Source organism: Paenibacillus xylanexedens, from assembly GCF_007676705.1.
Lineage (GTDB): Bacteria > Bacillota > Bacilli > Paenibacillales > Paenibacillaceae > Paenibacillus > Paenibacillus xylanexedens_C.
This window is the reverse complement of sequence record NZ_VEBF01000332.1, coordinates 1-270: the sequence shown is the minus strand read 5'-3', so window position 1 is coordinate 270 and position 270 is coordinate 1. Positions and strand designations below refer to the sequence as shown.

General features: G+C 47.8%; 1 protein-coding gene. It reads right to left on the bottom strand.

What is annotated here, in order from left to right; genetic code table 11:
- Positions 1-252: hypothetical protein (locus tag FS628_RS30615; protein WP_145326684.1), on the bottom strand; the 252-nt coding region annotated here is incomplete at its 3' end.
- Positions 253-270: the final 18 nt, after the last annotated feature.

Sequence of the window (270 nt, the reverse complement as noted above, 5' to 3'; positions counted from 1 at the left end):
TATCTCTTTCTCCCTCACGACCACCACTTTCTCATTCAACTCATTCCTCACCCCTTTCCCTTCCCGGTCTCCAAATCCCTTCTTGCCCTCTTCTTCTCTCACGCCAACCCACTCCCTCATATTCCCCTCATCCACGCTAACCTCATTCATCTTATTTTCCACTTCACCTTTCTCCACATCACTCTCCAACTGTTCTACTTCTCTTTCTAACCTCGAACTATCAACCCTAAACACCATATCGCCTTTCCTCACTCACTCCCCACTTTTCCC